Here is a 21,732-nt window from a genome sequence, read left to right on the forward strand (position 1 = left end):
TTTGGAAACTATAACATAACCAAAACAGAAATATATGTCAATTTGGAGATTAAAACCCGTATCCGCTTTTGAAGCCGATATGAAGAAAAGTGATTTGAACCGTGTATTGACCAAGTGGGGACTAACTTCATTGGGCATTGGGGCGATCATTGGAGGTGGAATTTTTACACTTACCGGAATTGCTGCCCATGATTATGCAGGACCTGCTTTAGCTTTATCCTTTGTTATTGCCGGAATCGGTTGTTTATTTGCTTCCTTGTGCTATGCCGAATTTGCTTCGGTATTACCTGTAGAAGGTTCAGCGTATGCCTATGCGTATGGAACAGTGGGTGAAATTTTCGCCTGGTTTATCGGTTGGAACCTCATATTGGAATACATGATGGGTGCCACCACAGTCGCCGTGGCTTGGAGTGGGTATTTTGTCAAGTTGCTCCATCTCTTTGGTATTGATTTTCCGCTTTGGCTCTGTAACGATTTGGCGACAGCTACTGAAAAAGCGGCCAAATTAGGAGAAGAAGCACCTTCTTTTGCGTTTAACCTTCCCGCCTTTTTAATCACTTGGGTGGTAACATGGATTCTAGTAAAAGGGATTAAAGAAGCGGCTAAAACGAATAATATCATTGTAATCATTAAGATCGCTGTAGTGTTATTTGTGATTATTGTCGGAGCATTTTATATCAAAACCGAAAACTGGCAGCCATTTATTCCAGAAGCGAAATCTGTAATGATTGATGGCGTAGAAAAGATCAGTTTCGGTTACGGCGGTGTGTTAACAGCAGCAACGATTGTGTTCTTTGCTTATATTGGCTTTGATGCGGTTTCGACCCAAGCGGGTGAAGCAATTAATCCGAAGAAAGACGTACCGTTTGCCATTGTAGCTTCACTTGTGATTTGTACGGTATTGTACATTTTAGTGTCGTTAGTGTTAACGGGTATGGTGAAATACGATATGTTGGACAAATCCGCTCCTGTGGCTTCTGCATTTAGTGAAAACGGAATCAGTTGGGCGGTATTTATCATCACACTTGCGGCAACAGCAGGTTTAACCAGCGTTATGTTGGTGATGATGTTAGGTCAAACACGTATTTTCTTAGGTATGGCTAAAGACGGATTGTTGCCAGGTTTCTTTAAAACTTTACATCCAAAATTTAAAACGCCTCACAAAAGTACGTTCCTAGTAGGTGGTATCATCTCTTTAGTAGCCGCTTTTACACCTATTGATAAAGTATCAGAAATGTGTTCGATGGGAACCTTATTAGCCTTTGCCATGGTTTGTATCGCGGTTATGATTTTACGTTATAAAAAACCTGAATTGGAACGTCCCTACCGAACGCCAGCGGTTTATTTAGTAGGAACATTAGGCGTATTGTTCAATTTATTCTTAATGTATTTTGTGCGCATTGATACTTGGAAAGCCTTCATTGTTTGGGGGACATTAGGAATCATCGTGTACTTTGTATACGGTAAGCGAAAATCCAATTTGAACAATTTACCCGAATAAAACTTCAAAATCCAAATTCGAAAGAGTTTGGATTTTTTTTTCGATATTTGTTTATATGAAAGGCTGGAAGGATTTATTGTCCCATCTCAAATTCCTCATCAAGAGAAATCCTGAATGAGGAAGTTTCAATTTTGGTTTAATGGACATTCGTCCTTTGTTTAACACAAAAAATTGAAAGTATGCCGATTTATCATAAATTAGGGGAAATCCCCCACAAGCGACACATTCAGTTTCGCAAGCCCAACGGTGATTTGTACTACGAGCAGTTGTTTGGAACCATCGGTTTTGACGGAATGTATTCCAATATGTATCATGTGCACCGCCCGACTCAAGTCAAAGAAATTCGCCGACAATACAGTGTTGCGCCTACGATTGCCAAGGCCAACAATATTCAATCCTACCGTTTGCGTGGGTTTGAGGTTCAACCCCAAGATGATTTTTTGGAAAGTCGGAAAATCGTTTTAACCAATTCCGATTGTCATATCGTTTTGGCTGCTCCACGCCAATCTACGACCGATTATTTTTATAAAAATACCGATTCGGATGAGGTGATTTTTATTCACAAGGGTTCGGGAAAATTACGCACTATGTTGGGTAATTTGGACTTTAAATATGGCGACTATTTGGTGATTCCACGCGGAATGATTTATAAAATGGATTTCGACACCACGGACAATCGCTTGTTTATTGTGGAGTCGCATCGTCCAGTTTATACCCCAAAACAATACCGCAACTGGTTTGGACAATTATTGGAACACGCCCCTTTTTGTGAACGCGACATCCGTAAACCTTACGAGATAGAAACCTATGATGAAAAAGGGGAATTTTTAATCAAAATCAAAAAGAAAGACGAGATTTTTGATATGATTTATGCCACCCATCCTTTTGATGTGGTTGGGTATGATGGATATAATTATCCGTATGCCTTTTCGATTCACGACTTTGAACCGATGACCGGTCGTATTCACTTACCACCGCCTGTACACCAAACCTTTGAAACAGATGCTTTTGTGATTTGTTCTTTTGTGCCGCGCTTGTATGATTACCATCCGCAATCTATTCCTGCTCCGTACAATCATAGTAATATTGATGCCGATGAGGTATTGTATTATGTCGATGGCGATTTCATGAGTCGGAATGACATTGAGGCCGGACATATTTCCTTGCACCCAGCAGGGATTCCGCACGGTCCGCACCCTGGCGCTGTTGAACGTAGCATCGGTAAAAAAGAAACCTTAGAATTGGCCGTCATGGTCGATACCTTTAAGCCATTAATGGTCACGGAAGCGGCTATGCAAATTGCGGACGACCGTTATTTCCAATCCTGGTTAGAACCTGAAAAATAATATGTATAAAAGTAAACTTTCATCTGATCCAACGGCGCTTATTCTCGGAATTATAAGCTTGTTCATTTTATTATTTGTGTGTTGTTGTGGATTGTTATTGCCTGTTTCACTCGCTCTAGCTATTGTGGGTTGGGTAATGGCACATAAAAGCATCAAAGAATACGAAACCAACCCAGAAGTATTCAATAGTAATAGTCGCTCTAATGTAGGTATAGCAAGAATACTGTGTATAGTAAGTACTATTTTGAACGGACTCTTAATTCTGGTTTTTGCGGTGGGCATGTTGTTTTTCCAATCCGATATATTTGAAAAATTCCGAAAAGAATTTGAAAAACAAAACGGTAAGAACATTGTCATTTCTGTAGATACTACAGCCAATGATACGGTTGAAGATGACGCGTTGTATCAAGAAAAAAGTCAAGATTCTATTGCAGGAGACTCTGTAGAAGTCAAACTTTAAAAAATTAAATCATGTCAAAAGAGATAAAAAATGTAGAATACGGTCTTGAAAAAATCTTTCAAGGCGCACAAGATTTCCTTCCTTTATTGGGGACGGATTATGTCGAATTTTATGTAGGAAATGCAAAGCAATCCGCGCATTATTACAAAACCGCGTTTGGTTTTCAATCGCATGCTTACAAAGGTTTAGAGACGGGTTCGCGTGATGAGGTGAGTTATGTGTTGAAACAAGATAAAATTCGCTTGGTATTAACGACACCCTTGAACAGCAATTCACCCATTAACGATCATTTGCGCAAGCATGGTGACGGTGTAAAAGTTGTGGCTTTATGGGTAGAAGATGCCCGTTCAGCTTGGGAAGAAACGACGAAGCGCGGTGCCAAATCCTTTATGGAGCCTACTGTTGAGCAGGATGAAAATGGCGAAGTTGTTCGTGCGGGTATTTACACCTACGGCGAAACCGTCCACATGTTCGTAGAGCGTAAAAACTACAACGGAACTTTTTTACCGGGCTATAAAGCATGGAACTCGGATTATAATCCAGAGCCTGTCGGATTGAAATTTATCGACCACATGGTAGGAAATGTGGGTTGGGGCGAGATGAACCAATGGGTTTCTTGGTACGAACAAGTGATGGGATTTGAAAATTTCTTATCGTTTGATGATACCCAAATCCACACCGAATATTCAGCATTGATGAGTAAGGTTATGTCTAATGGTAACGGACGTATCAAATTCCCAATTAACGAACCTGCTGAAGGGAAAAAGAAATCGCAAATTGAAGAATATTTGGATTTTTATGAAGGGCCAGGCGTGCAACACATTGCTGTGGCTACCGATGACATCATTAAAACAGTAGCTGCTTTGAAAGCGCGTGGTGTAGAGTTTTTACCGCCGCCACCTCAAGCGTATTACGACGAAATTCCGGCGCGTTTGGGTGAGCACATGAAAATCATGAAAGAAGATATTAAAGAGTTGCAAAAGCTTTCTATCCTTGTCGATGCCGATGAAGAAGGGTATTTGTTGCAAATCTTCACCAAACCTGTAGAAGATCGTCCGACCTTGTTTTATGAAATTATTCAGCGAATGGGCGCTAAAGGATTTGGTGCTGGGAACTTCAAAGCGTTGTTCGAATCCATTGAACGAGAGCAAGCGTTAAGAGGAACACTGTAATATTTGGGTTTTTGTTGCATTATTTCCAAAATACAACGTTGTAGTCTAGTGTTTTTTGATAATTATTTGTTAAAGTCAGTTTTTTTACTGCAATTACTCAAAAATCACCCTACATTTGCCAAAGAAAAAAACTAGAAAGGCAGGGATGTCTTTCGAAAGTAATAAGTTTTTCATAATTTATAGTTTTTTGGTTGGTTAATAGCATAAAAACCCAGTCTATTTTGGCTGGGTTTTTTTGTTTTTTTACTTTTGGAACAATAATTGTAAGCCGTAAAAAACAAATAAGTTTATGATGAAAAAGATATTGCTCCTCGGATTATTGTTTTTTACTGTAGCATTTGATGCGCAAAAATCTTCCGCTTTTGATGTTGGGGAATGGTTTAAATTCCGGATACATTACGGTTTGGTTACTGCGGGTTACGCTACCTTAGAAGTAAAAGAAGCGGTGCGAAACAACCGTAAAGTCTACCACGCTGTTGGTAAAGGATATACAACTGGCATGTCGCGTTGGTTTTTCAAAGTAGAAGATAATTATGAATCCTATTTTGATAAAGCAACAGGAAAACCCTATCAATTTGTACGAAAAATTGACGAAGGTGGCTATACAAAAAATCAAGAAGGTTTTTTTAATCAAGATAAAAACACCATCTTAGTAAAGGATTATAAAAACAATACCAATAACACCTTTACAACACCTGAAAACGTTCAAGACATTGTGTCTACCTTTTATTACCTGCGCAATCATCCCAATGTGGATAAATTGAAAGTAGGGGAATCCATTAATGTAGATATGTTTTTTGACGATGAAACGACGAAATTCAAACTCAAATTTATTGGGAGAGAAGATGTAGATACTAAATTTGGAACTGTACCGTGTATGATTTTTAGACCTCTAGTTCAAAAAGGACGGGTTTTTAAAGAAGAAGAAAGTTTAACGGTATGGATTTCCAGTGATGATAACAAAGTTCCAGTCCGAATCAAAGCGAGCCTCATGGTGGGTTCGATTAAAGCGGATTTGGACGCCTTTAAAGGATTGGCAAATCCTTTTGAAATTAAAGTAAAAAAATGATTTCGGAAACAACAAACGAACTATTGAATGCCTTAGAGGAAAAGTTTCAAGGCATGAATCAAAATACAGACACCCATTTGGAAGGCCTACTATGGTCCAAACCCATTACCTATTGGGATTATATCCAAACGGATGCTTTGTTAAATTTACAAATACAACGCACCCTTTTACCCGACGAGATGGTCTTTATCATGTACCATCAAGTCAATGAATTGTTGTTCAAAATGATTCTGTGGGAAATTAATCAAGTGTGTCATGCTACAACATTAACTACCGACTTTTTCACGGAAAAACTCCGTCGCATCAGTCGGTATTTTGACATGTTAACGACGTCTTTTGACATCATGCGTGATGGAATGGAAGTGGAGCAATACATGAAATTCCGCAATACGCTCACTCCAGCCAGCGGTTTCCAAAGTGCGCAATACCGCAAAATTGAATTTGCGTCCACAGATTTAATTAATTTGATTGACTATCGATTCCGAGCGACAATTGATCGCAATACGCCTTACCGTCATGCCCTCGAACATTTGTATTGGCAAGCGGCTGGAAAAGATCATAAAACGGGCCAAAAAAACTATCTCATTAAAGCTTTTGAAGATAAATACGATGCAGAATTCCTCCGTTTTATGGAAGAATACAACACCATCAACATCTGGCAAAAATTCAAACAATTACCTGCAGAAGATCAAGCAAATCCTGAATTGGTTGCTGCCATGCGCCATTATGACTGCACCGTGAACATTACTTGGGTAATGGGTCATTACAATGCCGCCAAAAAATATATTGAAAGCGGACAAGGTTCAGGGGAAGCCACAGGCGGAAGCGACTGGAAAAAATACATGCACCCCAAATACCAACGCCGTATTTTCTTCCCCGAATTGTGGTCGGAAGACGAACTAAAACACTGGGGAGAGGATTGCTAATATGATACGACGACTGCTTAAAATTTTCGGAGCTTTGTGCTTGTTCTTGTTGCTTTTTTCTTGTAAAGACGCACAGGAAGATTATGTCATTGAACCCATGGAGCCCCGTAAACCCATTGTTGATTTCGGATTCAATTTCGATGATTACAATGTGCAATTTGATACCATTCGCAGTCAGGATACTTTCGAACGCATTCTAAAAAAACAAAATTTAGGGAATCATAAAGCGGCCGAAATTATCGCAAAAATCAAGGATTCAATGCCTACATCCGTTCGCTTCATGCGCCCGTACATTTGCCTTCGATCCAAAGATAAATACCACAAATTGCAATATTTAATCTACCAACCCAATCGCATCGATTACTACTTGGTCGATTTAACGGATTCTATTATAGGACATAAAAAATCGCGCCCGTTAACCTTTAAAACCAAAACTATTGCTGGTGAATTGGACGGTTCGTTATCATCTACACTCCGCAATATGAAAGTTGATCCTTCGCTTTCCAACAAACTTTTAAAAGTGTATGCCTGGTCGATTGACTTCTTTAAATTGAAAAAAGGAGACAAGTTTGCCGTGAGTTTTACCGAACGCTATATCAATGACACGATATTTGACGGTGTCGACAGTTTACGTTGTGCCTTTTTTGAATACAAAGGCAGCAAAATTTACGCCTTTCCTTTCCAGCAAGAGCGCAAAGGGCGCATCGACTATTACGATGAAAATGGAAAAGCCCTGAAAAACTTTTTCTTAAAAGCGCCATTGAAATACATTCACATTACCTCACGCTTTTCGCGAAGCCGTTTTCACCCTGTGCAATTGCGTTGGAAAGCCCATAATGGAACGGATTACGCCGCGCCAACAGGAACGCCCATCATGACCACCGCAACGGGTGTCGTAGAACAAGCGGGGTACACTGCAGGTAATGGAAATTTTGTCAAAGTCAAACACGACCGCACCTATTCCACCCAATATTTACACATGTCACGTATCCTCGTTCGTCGGGGCCAACACGTGAAACAAGGCGATGTTATTGGAAAAGTGGGTAGCACGGGTCTCGCTACAGGTCCGCACGTGTGTTATCGCTTTTGGAAAAATGGTGTACAAGTGGATCCCTTGCGCATTTCCCTACCCAATGCACAACCCATGGAAGGTCGAAATCTTCCCCGATTCAAGGAGTTAATGCGTCCGCTCAAGCGCGAGTTGGATAGCGTTGCCGACCTGAAGTTTAGAAATAAATAAAGAAGTTTTCCAACTACATCGTTTTCATGGTGGTAGACATCCCGATTTTGGCAGGTTAGTCTTTCCAAACCAATTCCTTTTTGTATAATTTTGTCCCGCAAAAAATTTAGTTATGGCATTACAAGCAATAAATCCGACACAAACTCAAGCCTGGAACCAACTTCAAAAGCATTTTGAGGAGATGAAAAGGCAATCCATTAAAGGCTTATTTGCTGAAAACCCAGCGCGTGCAGAACAATTTCACATTCAATGGGACGATTTTTTAGTGGATTATTCTAAAAATGCAGTAACGAAAGAAACGCTGAATCACTTACTTGCTTTGGCAGATGAGGTGCAGTTGAAAGCGGCCATTGAGTCCTATTTTGGCGGTGCACTTATCAATCAAACTGAAAATAGAGCGGTATTACATACAGCACTTCGCAATCCAGAATCGGCCACGGTTTTAGTCGATGGAAAAAACGTGATGCCGGAAATTTTTGCCGTAAAAAATAAAATCAAAGACTTTACCCACGAAGTAATTTCTGGAGCTCGCAAAGGGTTTTCCGGAAAAGCATTTACCGATATTGTCAATATTGGAATTGGGGGCTCCGATTTGGGTCCGGCCATGGTTGTAGAAGCCTTACAGTTTTACAAAAATCATTTGAATGTCCACTTTGTATCCAATGTGGATGGCGACCATGTACAAGAAGTGATCAAAAAAATCAATCCTGAAACTACCTTGTTTGTGATTGTTTCGAAAACCTTCACTACGCAAGAAACCTTATCCAACTCGGAAACCATTCGCGCTTGGTTTTTACAATCGGCACAACCTGAAGATGTTGCCAAACACTTTGTGGCGGTTTCAACCAACATTCAAAAAGTAACAGAATTTGGGATTCATGCCGATAATATTTTTCCCATGTGGGATTGGGTCGGCGGTCGTTTTTCCTTGTGGAGCGCGGTAGGTTTATCCATTGCATTAGCTGTAGGCTTCGATCATTTTGACCAATTGTTGTCGGGGGCGCACCAAATGGACGAACATTTTAAAACGACATCTTTTGATCAAAATATTCCGGTTGTTTTGGCCTTATTAAGCATTTGGTACAATAATTTTTATGGTGCCGAAAGTGAGGCCTTGATTCCTTATACCCAATACCTGCAAAAGTTGGCGCCGTATTTACAACAAGGCATCATGGAAAGTAACGGGAAAAGCATTGGCAGAGATGGAAAACCTGTGAATTATCAAACGGGAACCATTATTTGGGGTGAACCTGGCACGAATTCCCAACACGCTTTTTTCCAATTGATTCATCAGGGGACCAAGTTGATTCCGACCGACTTTATTGGCTTTGTTCAATCGTTACACGGTGACCAAGATCATCACGATAAATTAATGTCCAATTTCTTTGCTCAAACCGAAGCCTTGTTAAATGGTAAAACCGAAGCGCAAGTCCAAGCCGAGTTTGACAAGCAAGGAATGGATGCAACCAAAGCCGCGTATTTGTTGCCGTTTAAAGTGTTTTCCGGTGATCGTCCGACCAACACCTTACTGATTCAAAAATTAACACCGGCTTCCCTTGGAAAATTGATTGCGTTGTATGAACACAAAATTTTCGTACAAGGAATCATCTGGAATATTTTTAGTTATGACCAGTGGGGTGTAGAATTGGGTAAACAATTGGCCAATACCATCTTAGACGAAATTGTAAATGACACTTCCGTAAATCATGATAATTCTACAACAATGTTGTTAAAATTCTACAAAACACATAGAAAATAAATAGTCATTTGTATTTTTTAAAGAGTTTTTTCTAAAGAGTAGTTCGAAAAAACCGTTTTTCTTAACAATTTCGTAACATTAGATTGCGAGCAGGTTTCGACCTTTGCAAAAATTTTTAAGAAAAACGACACAATGAAAAAAACAGCATTTAATGTATTCTTTTTCTTTTTGTTTTCGTTGACGGTTTTAGGTCAAGGTAAATTGAAAGGAATTGTGGTAGACAGTGAGTTAAATCAACCTTTAATTGGAGTTAATCTTGCGGTACAAGGGAGTACAGGAGGAGTATTAACAGACGTGGATGGGAAATTTGAAATTTCTGTTCCTTCTTCAGGAAAACTTTCTATTTCATTTATTGGTTACCAAACTAAAGTACTTTCTTTTTCAGTTTCTAAAGGAGAAGTTCAAGAGTTAGGTAAAATAGTTTTAACCGTTGAAAGTAACAAATTAGATGAAGTTGTTATTAAAGGTTCTGCTTTATTTGATATTGCTAAAGACCGTTCAACTCCTGTAGCGGTTTCAACTGTTAGCGCAGCGGTTATTCAACAAAAATTAGGGAACAAAGAATTTGTAGAAATTTTAAACAATACGCCTTCCGTTTACGCTTCTCGTGGCGGTGGTGGTTTTGGTGATTCACGTGTCACAGTTCGTGGTTTTGGCCAAGAAAATATCGCAATCATGATTAACGGTATGCCTGTTAATGACATGGAAAACGGTCGTGTTTTCTGGAGTAATTGGGCTGGACTATCCGATGTGGCATCTGCTATGCAAGTGCAACGCGGTTTAGGTTCTTCGCGTTTGGCTATTTCCTCTGTTGGGGGAACTATAAATATCGTTACCAAATCTTCACAACGTAAAGAAGGAGGATTTGTTCAATCGATGGTTGGAAATGATGATTACCGTAAATTCTTAGCGACGTATTCTACGGGAAAAATGAAAAATGGTTTTTCAGCTTCTGTTTTATTGAGTAACACAGAAGGTGACGGTTATGTAGACGGCACAAAATTTTCAGCACAAAACTATTTCCTAGCAATGGGCTATGAGTTTAACAAAAAACATAATATTGAGTTTACCTTTACTGGTGCACCCCAATGGCACCACCAACGTGGAACGGGTATAACTATTCAGCGTTATATCCAAAAAGGGGAAGGTGGCGAACCCAATGTACGTTGGAATGATGATTGGGGTTACTACAAAGGGGAGGAATTCAATATTCGTAGAAACTTTTACCATAAACCAGTCATGTCTTTAAACTGGGAATGGGAAATCAATGACAAAACAAGAGTAAATACGTTAGCTTACGGTTCATGGGGCCGTGGTGGAGGTTCAGGCGCCTTTGGAAATGTTGGAGGGATTACCTATACATCAGATCGTTTACGTGATGCACAAGGATTAATTAATTATGATTTAATTTCTCAATATAACTCTGGAAATGCAATCACAGTTCCTAATGCAACGTTTACTGGAAATGTTACGCTGTCACGTCCACAAGATCCAACCTATGGCAATGTCAACACTTCTTCAAGTGGGTTGTCTATGATATCTGGAATTAACTCGCATAACTGGTATGGAGCGATTATGAATGTGAACCGTAAATTCAATAAAATTACGGTAGATGCTGGGGTAGATTACCGTTATTATAAAGGAATTCACGTTCGTAATGTGAATAATTTATTAGGGGCTGATTATTATAGAGACACGCGTAACATCAACAATAATTCGTTCTATACTAACCAAACCTATGCCGCTTCTCCATCCTTTAATCCGTTTTTTAATGCTACAAAAAATACCATCGTAGATCGTAACTGGGAAGGTTTAGTAAGTTGGTTGGGTGGATTTGCACAAGCGGAGTATAAAACCGATAAGTTGTCGGTATTTGTTCAAGGTGCAGTCTCCAACCAAAGCTACCAACGTGTGGATTATTTTGTGTACGCCGATAATGATCCTTTACAAACGTCAGATAAGCAAAAACGTATGGGGGGCAATATAAAAGTTGGAGCGAATTATAACCTAAACGAAAAACATAATGTATTTGTAAATACGGGTTATTATTCTCGTCAACCGTTTATTGATGCGGTATTCCCAAATAGTAGAAATATAGTAAATGACGATGTTTCTAATGAAAAAATTCTAGGTATCGAATTGGGTTATGGTTATCGTTCGGCTAAATTCAATGCCAATGTAAACGTATACCGTACACAGTGGGACGATCGTTTTACCTCAAGAGCAGATACTGATCCAGCCAACCCATCCGGTTATTTTGTATTCCGTGGGGTAAGTGAATTGCACCAAGGTGTTGAAGTTGATTTTACCTACAAACCGTTCAAAGGTTTACAAGTTAACGGTATGTTTTCAAAAGGAGACTGGAGTTATTTAGGAACTTCTACCGGAGATAAGTTTAACAATCAAAATGAGATTATTTCAACAGGTACACAAGTATTTTTAGATGGTGTTAAAGTAGGAAGTGCGGCTCAAATGACGGCTGCTTTAGGTTTTGACTACGAATTTTTACCACGTTTGAAATTCAGTGCAAACAGCAACTATTTTGACAATTTGTACGCGGATATTAATCCTGCTAATTTTAGCGTTCAAAATAACAAGGGAACGTTAAAATTACCTTCCTATACTTTATTTGACACTGGTTTGTCTTATAAAATGTTAGTAGGTAAAAACAAAAAAGATTCGGTTAATTTCGTATTGAATGTTGCTAACGTGTTTGACACAATTTATATTCTAGAATCCCAAACCAATATTTTTGCAGATGATAATGTGAGTTCGTCAAATCCCGCGTTGGGCACCTATGCTTCAAACAACCGTTTGTACAATGGTGTTGCTGATGCCAACCGTGTTTGGTTTGGTTTTGGTAGAACTTGGAATTTTGGAATTACTTATAATTTCTAATTTAATTTCAATCAATATAAAACGATACTCATTTGGGTATCGTTTTTTTTTGCCTATTTTTGTTATCCACTAAAACAAAAATCATGTACACTTTTATACAAAAATTTCACTCGGGTTGGGCCTATTTAGCCTTAGCTTTATTGTTGTTTGCGGTTATTAACGCCTTAATGGGTAAATCATCAGGACGCGAATTTACAGCTAGAGACCGCAAAATTGGCTTGTTTGCGTTAATTGTCACTCACATCCAATTGGTAGTAGGTTTGATTTTGTATTTTGTATCTCCGCTAGGAAAAGCCTTGTTGGGAGACATGTCCAATGCAGAAGCGCGCCTTACATCTATGGAGCACCCGTTAGTGAATATTATTGCCATCGTGTTGATTACCATCGGTTGGTCTAAACACAAAAAAACCGAAGCTTCGGACGCGAAATTTAAATCATTTGTCGTGTTTTACACACTGGGATTGCTTTTGATTTTATCGCGTATACCTTGGAGTTTGTGGTTTTAATTTCCGGGAATCGGAATACTAATTTTAAGAATTCAAGGTTATTCTTTGGTAGAATAATTTAATTCGAAAACAAAATAAAGCCCAATGAGATCATCAAAAACCATTACTTATGGCTTGTCTGTGCTGTTGGCCCTTTTTCTAAGTTATACGTTTACCGCTCAAACGACAGTAAGTCCGGAACTGAAAAAGCAAAAAACAGATACGATTAAAAAAGACAAACTTGTTGTGGATGAAGCGATTGAAGATACGACAGTTGTCATCAATGGTAAATTCAAACCCTATAAGAAAAAAGCCCACGCGTCCTATTATGCTGATCGTTTTCATGGAAAACGGACCGCTAGTGGCAAACGCTATGACCGTAATAAGTTAACGGCAGCCCATAAAAAATTACCGTTAGGCACTTTGGTCCGTGTGACCAATGAAGCGACTGGAAAATCCGTGATTGTCGAAATTACAGACCGTGGTCCCTTTGCCCGCGGACGTGAAATCGATTTGTCCAAAAGGGCTTTTGTATTGATATCAGGTTCCAAAAACTCGGGTTCGGCCATCGTTACGATTGAAGTGATCGAAGTCGAAAAGAAATTACCATAATGCATACGGATGATGCGATAAATACGCGTTGTAGTAACGTTCGTCTTGCGTCACTTCTTCGCCCAACCAATCGGGTTTGAGGTAGGATTCATTTTCATCGCTTAATTCGATTTCGGCCAAAACCAATCCCGCATTTTCTCCTTCAAAAACATCAATTTCAATGATATGATTACCCGATACTACTTCGTATCGGGTTTTTTGTATCACTCCTTTTTCACACAAGGGTAATAATAGCTTTGCTTCTTCAACCGAAATTTCTTTTTCCCATTCCAACCGACTCGCTCCCGAAGCACTGCTTTTGCCTTTAATAGTTAAGAAGCCTTTATCGCCTTTAATGCGAATACGAACGGTTCGTTCGGGGACAGACGATAAATAACCTTGTGCAATGGCAAAGGACGTCCGACTTTCCGCTATAAATGCGTTGTTTTTTACTAAAAATTTACGTTCGATTTCAATCATCTTTGGGAGATTTTCTCCAAAAATAGGAATTAAACCGTGTTAAAGAATGATTTGATTCCCAGAAATTCTAGTAATTTTGAGTCATGTCGGAATCGTATTTATCACGCAAAATTATTCACATCGACATGGATGCGTTTTATGCTTCTGTGGAGCAAATGGATAATCCCGAATTAAAGGGAAAGCCTATTGCAGTGGGAGGGAGTGAAGTGCGTGGTGTGGTTTCGGCAGCGAGTTATGAAGCTCGAAAATTTGGCGTACGCAGTGCGATGAGCGGGGTACAAGCCAAACGACAATGTCCCGAATTAATTTTTGTGCGTCCGCGCTTTGATCGTTATACCGAAATTTCCAAACGCATTCGGGCGATATTTCGCGAGTATACCGACTTGGTCGAACCTTTGTCACTTGATGAAGCGTATTTGGATGTGACGGTAAATAAAAAAGGGAACCCGAGTGCGTCGTTGATTGCGCAAGAAATTCGGGCCCGGATTTTCAATGAAATCGGGTTAACGGCCTCGGCCGGAATTTCCAACACAAAGTTTGTGGCCAAAGTCGCCAGCGATTACAACAAACCCAACGGTCAAAAAACGGTACCGCCGGATGAAGTGGAAGCGTTTTTAGAAGCTTTGGACATCAAAAAGTTTTATGGCATTGGGAAAGTCACGGCCGAGAAAATGTACCACCACGGGATTTTTACGGGGGCCGACTTAAAAGCGCGGTCGCGGGACTATTTGGAGGAGCATTTTGGTAAGAGTGGTGGCTTTTATTACAACATCGTTCGAGGAATTCATTACAGTGAAGTCAAACCCAACCGCATATCCAAGTCGGTTGCCGCCGAGCACACCTTTCGTGAGAACTTGACCTCGGAATTGTTCATGGAAGAAAAACTGCAACGCATCGGGGAGGAGTTAGAACGCCGCTTAAAAAAGCACAATATTTCGGGAAAGACCGTCACTTTAAAAATCAAATACAGCGACTTCACCACCCAAACCCGCAGCAAGACCTTACCCTATTTTATCGCCGACAAAGGCTTGTTGTTTGAAACTGCCAAAGAGTTGTTGTACCAAGAACGCTTGAAGGAATCGGTGCGGTTGTTGGGCATTTCGTTGAGTAATTTAAATACCGAAGTCAAGAAAACGGTGGTGGTGCAGTTGAAGTTTGCGTTTTAATTTGATTTTATTTTTGGCGCGTTAGCATAATCTTGTTTAACTTTAAGCGTTCTTTAAAAAGAAATAGTAAACTACAAGCCAATGTTAAAAATTCAATCACTTTCCTTTTCAATAAAGTTTGTTTTTATTCTATTGCTTTCAGGGTTGCTCAACAGTAAATAAAAATAATAAAGAATGAATGTAAAAATTATCATTTTATTTCTTGGCCTACTACTGAATTCATGCGCTTCTGTACCAATAACGGAAGGCACGTATAGTAGTAAAGAATCTCCATATACTCTTATTTTAGATAAGAATGGAGATTATCAATTCTTTAAAACCTATGTAGCCAATGTTCGTAAAGAACTAGTTTCAAAAGGGAAATGGAATAGAATTGACAAAAAATTCATTCGGTTACAAAGTGATTGGTTGTATGACATAACTATTGTAGACCCAGCCGTTACAGAAAAGAAAACAAATGAATCGGGCACTTTAACTTTTGCTATTTTGACGGATATGCATCCTACTTTGAATGAATTTTCGGCACTTGACTATCGCATCGAATTTCTACCTCTTGATAATAAAACTAATTATTTAAATCGAACATGGCCGACAAACTTCAATCGCATATCTGTAACAGAGGATCTTAAAGTTGAAGGATTTCGAATTACTCTTTATCCAAAAAGGCAGTATTTTTCAGAAAAATGCGTAAATGAAATTCAGACCATAGACTATACAATTAAAGACCCTAAAGCCAACTATTTTGAGATTAAAGTTCCTTCTGTCACTTATGAATTTATTCAATTTATCCGTTTTAAAAATGAATACTTGTTCTGTGATGGTTTTGATGTGATTTGGGAGGATAATCAATTAATAAACACGACAAAGCTTAGTGCCAACAATTGAACAAATCTGTGCTATCGTGGAGTTGATAAAAAAATAACTTATGTTAATTCAATAAAAGGTACACCTCAACAACAATTTTATATCAATTGGCAAAATGATGGTAAAAAATAAGATAGAAATTATCTTCATATTATTTACGTTGTTCTCTTGTAGTTCTTTAAAAAAAGAGGACATCAAAGGAGTATATAATTATAAATCTAAAATTTCATTAGGTAGATTATCTATCACAGATAGTGTTTTTGAATTTGAATATCAAGCTCCATTTGAAAACTATTCATCAAAAGGGACTTGGTCTTATTCAAAAAAATATTTGACATTAAAAAGTTATGATAGTTATAAAAGTGGGTTTATTGAAGTTACTGAAATGACAACAAGTACTGGATATATTGAGGTATTAGACAGATATCGTTATCCTATCAGCAATGTCAATATTACAATTGATGGAAAACAATCAAAATTTTCAACAGATTCTATGGGAAGAGTTTACTTGAACAATAATGAAAATCCAAAAAATATTCAAGTTCATTTTATTGGATTATTAGAGACATATAATCATTATATCGTTAAATCTGATAAATCAAATACTTTTATAGTGGTAATGTATGATAGAAATTATCAAAAAAAATATTTCGATTTTGATAAAGTAAAAATTAATAAAAATAAAGCTCTTATTGATAAACAGCTATTTATTAAAGATTGAGTTTTTTAATCGTTTTTTCGCATATGATGGCGCGGATTTTTAACCTGATGGCGCGGATTTTCAATCCGTGCCCACAATGAGAAAAATTTAAATAATGATTTACAGGTTAATAGGGAAATAAATGAAGTCCAAAAAAAGAAAAATAGATATAAAATTTAGAATAATGCTCGTTGTATTATCTGTTATAATTCTTGGATCCCTTGTATTTCTCTTTTATCATACAAATGAAAAAGTACATTTTTTAAGAAAATATTATCCAGAATCAAAAGAAACTTTCACTTTTGAATATGTAATCAGAAACGGGGATACTATACTTCAAGGAAAAGCAATTATTTATAATGAAAGAGGAATCAAAACAGTAGAAAGTAATTTTGTAAATAATGAATTAAAAGGTGAACGGATTCATTATTATGATAATGGCAAAATAGAATCTGTAGAATATATTGTAGATAATAAAAGAAAAGCTGAAGTTTTATGGAATTATCCGAATGGTAAAATTCAGAAATACGCATTTTTTAGCAATTATAAAGAACCCATCTTTTTGATTAGTTATGATGAAAAAGGACCAAAAACCTATGAGGGCTCAACAATTGAAAGTATTTTTCACGGAAAACTTAGTAATAAAAAACAGCAATTTGAAGAAGAAAGCAAATATTTCAAAGTAGGTGATACACTACTACATTCATATCTTATTGCTAACATTCCTGATGCTAAACGCAGTTTTAAAATAGAAAATATAGGTTTTGAAAATACGAAAGTTAAAAGATCAATAACTCCAAAAGAACCTACAACTATTGAGGTAAAAGAAATATTAACCACCAAAGGAAAAAACACAATTAAAGCTATTGTTAAATATGAGTTTAAGGATAATATTATGCCTACTATTAACGACACGCTTTCATTTGAAATAGAAGTAAATTAGTAGAATGTTTAATAGTAATCCTGCTTCCCCTGATGGCGCGTATTTTCAATCCGTGCCCGCTATGAAAAAAAGAAAAACTACATCTAATTAGGTTTAGTATATTTATTGATCATTAATAAGGAATACAATATCCCAGGTTTAGCACGGATTATAAATCCGCGCTATCGGGGGATAAATAAAAACAAAACCACCTTCACGGGTGGTTTTTTGTTGTCTATAAGTTGATGATTTATTCCATAATAAAATGGTTTGATTTAAAGTCGGCACCCTAGCCCTGGTGGTAGTGGAAAGCCCGGAAGTGGGATGCGTTGTTTTTACCGCCGAATGAAAGCGACCAACGGAAGCTTGAAGGCAGCGTTGTAAAAACACGCAGTCCGCTGAGGACTTGCAACGAACAACAGGAAAAGGCTCCAAATAACAACTTCATTTTTCAAACAAAAAACCACCCCGAAGGATGGTTTTGTAGTGTTTTATCGTGAAGACCGTTTAGTCTCTGCTGTTTATTTTAGAAAGTAAACGCAAGAACTCGACATACAACCACACCAAGGTGATCATCAAACCCATGGCGCCGTACCATTCCATGTATTTTGGGGCACGATTGGCCACTCCGCGTTCGATTTGGTCAAAGTCCAAAAAGATGTTTAATGCCGCAATCACAATCACAAAAATGCTGATTCCGATGCTCATCAAGCTGTTGCCGTAATGTACGGGTTGGAAGTTGGTGAACAAGGTAATTAACCAAGTGATTAAATAATAGGCTGCAATGGCTAACGTCGCCGCAACCACTACAGAACGAAACTTTTCGGTCACTTTTACAATTTGGAATTTGTATAAACCTAAGCACACAAAAAAGGTGACAAAGGTTGCACCTACTGCTTGAATAACAATTCCGGGGTACTTTGCTTCAAAAAAGGCCGATAAACCTCCGATGAATAAACCTTCAAAAATGGCATAACCCGGCGCTAAATACGGTGATAATTCGGGTTTGAAAGTCGAAACCAATACGGCAATCATTCCTACGATGGCGCCGCCAATGATAAGAATTACTGGATTGAAACCGGAGCCGGTCATGGTCCAAGTAGTCACTGCACCAGCAACCAACAAGATTAACATGATGAATGCTTTGTTGATGGTGCCGCTAAGGCTCATGGTTTGGTTGTAATCAATAAGTACGGCATCGTGAACCGTTTCGGCATTGTTGTACGATTTGGTGTTGAAAAATGGGTTTTTAGATTCCATATTACGTGTGTTTATTACTCAAAGATAGATTGATTTTTTGAAAAGAAAAAAGGATTATCAAAATTCTAACGTTTCGACAATCCTTTTCGTATGTAATTGTTTATTGGTCTTATTCGATCTCCGAAATACGAAGGGTGTTCACCATTCCGCGTTCCACTACAGGCATTGCGGCTAAGTTGATTAAGATATCGCCTTTTTTCACAAAGCCACGCTCTTTGGCCATTTGGTTGATGTCGTCCACGGTATCGTCAGTGGTTACAAATTTATCGTAGTAAAACGCATTTACGCCCCACAATAAATTCAATTGGGTTAAGATGCGTTTGTTTGACGTATACACCAAAATATGCGCTGATGGGCGCCAAGCCGAAATTTGAAATGCTGTATAACCGCTGTTGGTTAAGGTTGAAATCGCTTTTGCTTTGATGTCGTTGGCCATGGTAGCCGCGTGGTAACAAATCGATTTGGTAATGAAACGTTTGGTACGCACGTGCGGCGCATTTTGAGGCACTTGAATCAGCGGAGAATCTTCTACTGCTTCAATGATTTGTGTCATTTTCTCGATTACTTGTACGGGATAGTTTCCTACCGAAGTTTCTCCTGAAAGCATTACCGCATCGGCACCGTCCATTACTGAGTTGGCCACGTCGTTAACTTCGGCACGTGTTGGCGTCAAACTCGTGATCATGGTTTCCATCATTTGAGTAGCCACGATTACAGGGATGCGAGCCGTTTTGGCACGGTGGATTAATTTTTTCTGGATTAACGGTACTTCGTGTGCCGGAATTTCAACACCGAGGTCGCCACGTGCAACCATCAAACCGTCGCAATACGCCACAATTTTATCGATATTTTCTACCGCTTCAGGTTTTTCGATTTTGGCTACAATCGGAATTTTATGGTCGGTATGCTCACTGATTAAGTCTTGCAATTCCATCAAATCTTTGGGCGTACGGACAAACGAAAGCGCAATCCAATCCACATTGCTTTCAATGGCAAAAATGGCGTCTTTGATGTCTTTTTGCGTTAAAGCCGGTAAGGAAACTTTGGTGTTAGGAAGGTTTACTCCTTTTTTGGATTTCAAAGGTCCGCCTTGAATCACTTTGGTTTTCACTTCGTCTTTTCCGTCGGTTGCAACCACTTCGAAGATAAGTTTACCGTCGTCTAGCAAGATGCGTTCGCCCGGATTTACATCACTTGGAAACGCTTTGTAGTTCATATAAACGCGTTCGGCGTTACCCGGAACATCTTCTGCAGTTTGGAAGGTAATGATATCGCCAGGATTCACGACTACATCTTCTTTCATCACGCCTACACGCAATTTTGGACCTTGTAAGTCGGCTAAAATGGCGGTAGTATAGCCAAATTCATCGTTTAATCCGCGGATGATATCAATGCGTTCTTTTACATCGGCATAGTCGGCATGTGAAAAGTTGATACGGAACACATTTACTCCGGCATCAATCATGTCTTTAATCACTTCGCGTGTGCTACATGCCGGGCCTAATGTGGCCACAATTTTGGTCTTTTTTCTAGTGGTTGGCATTCTTTAAAAAATTAAATTGTGTTTTGACTTCAATTTGTCTTTATCGATACAGTAAGCGAGGCTTACCCATTCAATGTCGCTTATTTTTTTGACCAATACCTCTACATCCAAATCGTCTTCTAGATTTTCGATTTTGAGCAAATAGTCTACTTTTTTGAATTCGGGCAAAAGATAAACGGTGGTTGCGATTTCTTCTTGTAAACTGGCAAATAAATCGCCGGTTCCTGAAGTAACGTTGGCAATCTCGCTTTTATTTTGTACCAAATTCCAAGTTATAAACTGGGCTTCGTCATAAAATTCAAAGCGGGAGAGTCCGGTCAATCCGTCTTTCACCTGAATTTGAAGGTCTTCTTCACTGCGTGCGAGAAGCACTTCGAGTTGGCGGTTAATGTGGTAAGCCAAGCGAGAATCTTCCAATGTAGTGTGGATTGCAATTACTTCATAATCGCTTTCCTCAAACTCATGGATGTAGATTTTTTGAGTTGCCATTTACGCCAAAATAAGTTGTAAATATACGGGTAATCGGAATCGGTTTTACCGAAAGGAAGTTAGATTAACGTTATTTTATGAACGAAAACGTTGTAGATTTTTAAGAGATTGCACTAATTTTTGTTAATTTTTTCCTGAAATGCAAAATAAGCGCGTTTGGCAGCAATTTCTTCAGCTTTTTTCTTGGAGGTGGCTCTTGATTTGGCGACTACTTTGTTGTTGATGCTGAGTCGGACCCCAAAATATTTTTGGCCATCGTTTCCATTGTCGTCAAAAACATCAAAATGGAAATGCAGTTTTTCTTTTTGGCACCATTCGATAACCAAACTTTTGTAGCTAATGACTTTGCCTTCCAGTTTGGCAATATCTACATAGGGAATAATGACTTTTTCATGGATAAATTTTTCACAAAAACTATAGCCTTTATCCAAGAAAATGGCGCCTATTAAAGCTTCAAAAATATTACCATGGATGTTTTCGCCAAAATGTTGGGGCGGCACTTTACTCTCCACAAACTGAATGAGGTTGAGGTCGCGTCCGAGTTCGTTGAGGTGTTCGCGGCTCACGATTTTCGAACGCATTTTGGTGAGGTAACCTTCATCACCCGAAGGTGCTTCTTTGTAGAGATGGGCTGCAATGACAGAGCCTAGCATGGCATCCCCGAGGAATTCAAGGCGTTCATAATTAATCGGACTCCCGTTTTCATCAAGAATATTGGAAGAGCGGTGGGTAAACGCTTTTTTGTAATACCGCAAATTTCCGGGAGCAAAGCCCAGAATTTGTTGAATGGATTCAAAAAAAATCCCGCCCTCAAGTTGAGGACGGGAAGTTTTACCAAATATTTTTTTAATAATACGCATA

The 21,732-nt window shown here is 38.7% G+C and carries 20 protein-coding genes; 15 read left to right on the forward strand and 5 right to left on the reverse strand.

What is annotated here, in order from left to right; genetic code table 11:
- Positions 1-34 precede the first annotated feature (34 nt).
- The 11 genes from OLM45_RS03665 (at position 35) to OLM45_RS03715 (ending at position 13,468) form a co-directional block, all read left to right on the forward strand.
- Positions 35-1,501 carry an amino acid permease gene (locus OLM45_RS03665; protein ID WP_129460211.1) on the forward strand — a complete coding sequence of 489 codons (1,467 nt, stop codon included), beginning with the start codon at positions 35-37 and terminating at the stop codon, positions 1,499-1,501.
- Between the two features lie 179 nt (positions 1,502-1,680).
- Positions 1,681-2,847 (forward strand): homogentisate 1,2-dioxygenase, encoded by a 1,167-nt coding sequence (locus OLM45_RS03670; protein ID WP_129460210.1) that lies wholly within the window; start codon positions 1,681-1,683, stop codon positions 2,845-2,847.
- A gap of 1 nt (position 2,848) precedes the next feature.
- A complete protein-coding gene (locus OLM45_RS03675) occupies positions 2,849-3,307 on the forward strand; it encodes a CCC motif membrane protein (protein WP_264512073.1) in 459 nt (152 codons plus the stop codon).
- A gap of 11 nt (positions 3,308-3,318) precedes the next feature.
- Entirely contained in the window at positions 3,319-4,479 is a 1,161-nt protein-coding gene (gene hppD / locus OLM45_RS03680; protein WP_264512075.1) for a 4-hydroxyphenylpyruvate dioxygenase, read from the forward strand.
- 292 nt (positions 4,480-4,771) lie between these two features.
- Positions 4,772-5,548 (forward strand): DUF3108 domain-containing protein, encoded by a 777-nt coding sequence (locus OLM45_RS03685; protein WP_264512077.1) that lies wholly within the window; start codon positions 4,772-4,774, stop codon positions 5,546-5,548.
- A complete protein-coding gene (locus tag OLM45_RS03690) occupies positions 5,545-6,474 on the forward strand; it encodes a tryptophan 2,3-dioxygenase family protein (protein WP_264512079.1) in 930 nt (309 codons plus the stop codon). Before OLM45_RS03685 ends, OLM45_RS03690 begins: the two co-directional genes overlap by 4 nt.
- Position 6,475: 1 nt before the next feature.
- On the forward strand, positions 6,476-7,714 hold the full coding sequence (locus OLM45_RS03695; protein ID WP_264512081.1) for a peptidoglycan DD-metalloendopeptidase family protein: 1,239 nt from the start codon (positions 6,476-6,478) through the stop codon (positions 7,712-7,714).
- Between the two features lie 112 nt (positions 7,715-7,826).
- Positions 7,827-9,473: a glucose-6-phosphate isomerase gene (gene pgi, locus OLM45_RS03700; protein WP_264512083.1), complete on the forward strand. Its 1,647-nt coding sequence runs from the start codon at positions 7,827-7,829 to the stop codon at positions 9,471-9,473.
- A 132-nt stretch (positions 9,474-9,605) separates the two neighbouring features.
- Positions 9,606-12,371 (forward strand): TonB-dependent receptor, encoded by a 2,766-nt coding sequence (locus OLM45_RS03705; RefSeq protein WP_264512085.1) that lies wholly within the window; start codon positions 9,606-9,608, stop codon positions 12,369-12,371.
- Positions 12,372-12,454: 83 nt separating this feature from the next.
- Entirely contained in the window at positions 12,455-12,877 is a 423-nt protein-coding gene (locus OLM45_RS03710; protein WP_264512087.1) for a hypothetical protein, read from the forward strand.
- Positions 12,878-12,961: 84 nt separating this feature from the next.
- Entirely contained in the window at positions 12,962-13,468 is a 507-nt protein-coding gene (locus OLM45_RS03715; protein ID WP_264512089.1) for a septal ring lytic transglycosylase RlpA family protein, read from the forward strand.
- Here OLM45_RS03715 and OLM45_RS03720 read toward each other — a convergent pair.
- Positions 13,460-13,927, reverse strand: a complete 468-nt coding sequence (locus tag OLM45_RS03720) for a CYTH domain-containing protein (protein ID WP_264512091.1) — start codon at positions 13,925-13,927, stop codon at positions 13,460-13,462. The two genes, OLM45_RS03715 and OLM45_RS03720, sit on opposite strands and share 9 nt — an antisense overlap.
- A gap of 83 nt (positions 13,928-14,010) precedes the next feature.
- Between OLM45_RS03720 and dinB the strand changes: the two genes are divergently transcribed.
- The 4 genes from dinB to OLM45_RS03740 all read left to right on the forward strand — a co-directional run bounded on the left by dinB (position 14,011) and on the right by OLM45_RS03740 (position 17,600).
- Positions 14,011-15,093, forward strand: coding sequence for a DNA polymerase IV (dinB, locus tag OLM45_RS03725; RefSeq protein ID WP_264512092.1), 1,083 nt, complete (start codon positions 14,011-14,013; stop codon positions 15,091-15,093).
- 174 nt (positions 15,094-15,267) lie between these two features.
- Complete coding sequence (locus OLM45_RS03730; protein WP_264512094.1) at positions 15,268-15,978, forward strand: hypothetical protein; 711 nt, start codon at positions 15,268-15,270, stop codon at positions 15,976-15,978.
- 94 nt (positions 15,979-16,072) lie between these two features.
- Positions 16,073-16,678 (forward strand): hypothetical protein, encoded by a 606-nt coding sequence (locus tag OLM45_RS03735; RefSeq protein ID WP_264512095.1) that lies wholly within the window; start codon positions 16,073-16,075, stop codon positions 16,676-16,678.
- A gap of 163 nt (positions 16,679-16,841) precedes the next feature.
- Positions 16,842-17,600, forward strand: a complete 759-nt coding sequence (locus tag OLM45_RS03740; protein WP_264512097.1) for a toxin-antitoxin system YwqK family antitoxin — start codon at positions 16,842-16,844, stop codon at positions 17,598-17,600.
- A 486-nt stretch (positions 17,601-18,086) separates the two neighbouring features.
- Here OLM45_RS03740 and OLM45_RS03745 read toward each other — a convergent pair whose 3' ends face one another.
- The 4 genes from OLM45_RS03745 to rnc all read right to left on the reverse strand — a co-directional run bounded on the left by OLM45_RS03745 (position 18,087) and on the right by rnc (position 21,731).
- A complete protein-coding gene (locus tag OLM45_RS03745) occupies positions 18,087-18,839 on the reverse strand; it encodes a Bax inhibitor-1/YccA family protein (protein ID WP_264512099.1) in 753 nt (250 codons plus the stop codon).
- Between the two features lie 109 nt (positions 18,840-18,948).
- Positions 18,949-20,382 carry a pyruvate kinase gene (pyk, locus tag OLM45_RS03750; protein ID WP_129460192.1) on the reverse strand — a complete coding sequence of 478 codons (1,434 nt, stop codon included), beginning with the start codon at positions 20,380-20,382 and terminating at the stop codon, positions 18,949-18,951.
- Positions 20,383-20,385: 3 nt separating this feature from the next.
- Positions 20,386-20,871, reverse strand: coding sequence for an IPExxxVDY family protein (locus tag OLM45_RS03755; RefSeq protein WP_264512101.1), 486 nt, complete (start codon positions 20,869-20,871; stop codon positions 20,386-20,388).
- A gap of 113 nt (positions 20,872-20,984) precedes the next feature.
- Complete coding sequence (gene rnc, locus OLM45_RS03760; RefSeq protein ID WP_129460190.1) at positions 20,985-21,731, reverse strand: ribonuclease III; 747 nt, start codon at positions 21,729-21,731, stop codon at positions 20,985-20,987.
- Position 21,732: the final 1 nt, after the last annotated feature.

The sequence above is a fragment of the Flavobacterium sp. N1719 genome (assembly GCF_025947045.1).
GTDB classification, from domain to species: domain Bacteria; phylum Bacteroidota; class Bacteroidia; order Flavobacteriales; family Flavobacteriaceae; genus Flavobacterium; species Flavobacterium stagni.